The sequence below is a fragment of the Xenorhabdus stockiae genome (assembly GCF_002632825.1).
GTDB classification, from domain to species: domain Bacteria; phylum Pseudomonadota; class Gammaproteobacteria; order Enterobacterales; family Enterobacteriaceae; genus Xenorhabdus; species Xenorhabdus stockiae.
The window spans coordinates 1-1,918 of the sequence record NZ_NJAJ01000110.1 but is presented as its reverse complement, the minus strand read 5'-3'; the positions used below and the strand labels follow the sequence as shown (position 1 = coordinate 1,918).

General features: G+C 47.2%; 1 protein-coding gene. It reads right to left on the bottom strand.

Annotation, left to right across the window (positions count from 1 at the left end):
- Nucleotides 1–147: 147 nt before the first annotated feature.
- On the bottom strand, nt 148–1,918 hold a 1,771-nt coding region (locus Xsto_RS20570; RefSeq protein ID WP_099126298.1), incomplete at its 5' end, for a DUF927 domain-containing protein.

The following is a 1,918-nucleotide window of genomic DNA, read 5'->3' as shown; positions in this document are numbered from 1 at the left end:
CCGGCAATACGGTGTTGTCTCAAATGCACTGTTTGTTGTCTCATGTTGTCTCAAATTAAAAATGTAAATAATTAAAATTCATATAGTTAATAAAAATGAGACAACAGAGACAACTGAGACAACAGGTTTGAGTTCTTGTGTGATAAATCAGGCTTCTTCATCCGATTCAGGGATCAGTACCATGACATACGCCCGCTGCTGAATGCCCCCTAAATGCTTAAGGCGGGGCGTTTTTCCCTGAAAGCTCCTGCCACTGGCTGGCTTTTTCAGGATGCCTTTTTTGGCTAATACATCGGCAAACATATCCGTATTAAACCCCCGTGAAATTTCCTGTTTGAATGTGGCAGGCAGCGTATAAAAGGTTATTGGCGCATCATCATGGATACCTTTCTTTTCCCGGTAACCGGCTAAATCCCGTATAGGTAAATCCCTTTCGTCATAAGGCAGAGGGGCATAACGGCTCATGCCGTAAGCATTGAGAAACGAAACCGCTTGTTCAACAATTTGCTCAAGCTCTTTATTCCCCGTGCCAAACTCAGCCACCCAGACATTAAAGATATATTGCAGAGCATCCTGACACTCTCGTTCATCCCATCCGGTCACAACGCGCCCCAATATCATGGCCGCTTCCAGAGCAGCAAATCGATTACTGACCCGTTGCACCTGTTCACCGTAACTTTCAGGAATTAACTTACTCCATCGGGCTTGCGCATCAATATAGGTTTGTCTGGCCTCCTTCTGGTGTGAAGAGAGGTAATCAATCCATTTTCGTCCCGCTGCGCCATGGTGCTCCCGGCAACCTTGTTTTAAAGCGTCAGCGTGGGCCTTGCCATTTTCCAGACCGTGCAATTCTTTAGCCCGCTCCATCGGAATATTCAGCAACCTGACCAATTGCCCGGCATTAATTTTGATACCAGCTTCAATGAGGAATGTCGGAATATCTTTTTCACCCGTACTGATCGCAACGGTTCGCCAGCTTGCCATGGGTCGGTTGCCGCCCTCTTTAGCGCCCTGAATCTTGCCTTTACCGTTAAACAGCGTATAGGCTGACATATGAACATATTTCGGATTTGCGCCCTGTCCGACTTCATCCAGTGATAACAGGCCATCATTATGAGCCAGTGCTTCATTGGCAATACCTAATGCAGTGCCGTACCATGTCAGGCGTTGCTTATCGGGTTCGCCGTATAAGCTGGTTGCAATATCAGCAGTTGTCGTTTTCCCCGCGGTGGATTGAGCGTACAAATGAATACCGAAGCCATCAGTTCCCACGATACCCGCCAAAGGTGCAGCTAATGCAGTCGCAATCCCCAGCATCATGAACGGGTTATTATTCGCCAGTGTGGCTACATGCTTACGCCAGCTTTCCGCCGTTCCTGAGACGGTGTAAGCATTTGCTGACGCACTGCCCCCCACAAATAACACCGGTTGTTCTGGCTTACCAATGATGGAACCATCAGGCATGATATATGCGCCTTTGTGCCAGCCTGTTTTAGTGGTAACACTCCATGTTTCTTGTGCTGGATTTCGGATAAACCAGTCACCCAGAATGGCCCTGAGATGGTTTTTAGTGGTGACCTGTACACCCGCCGCTTTCAGTATCCGCCATCCCTCACGTTCACCCACATGAGCCGAGGAAATACCTTTAATCACGGGGTCTTTCTTACCCTGGGCTTTCCAACGAAAAATGAGATATTGATCATCTTCATCACCATCCAGCGTACCCGTTCCAATGACTTCAATAAAGGAGCATAACCATTGCTCAGGTTTGATAATCTCGCCTGTTTCTTTATCTAATTTAGGGGTGATATGAAAAATTCCCTCTTTTCGGGCTTGAGTGAACGGTATTAACGGATCACGCTCTTTTGCCCGGTGTTCGTCCAGATTAATGACGACTGATTTTGGTACTGACATATTC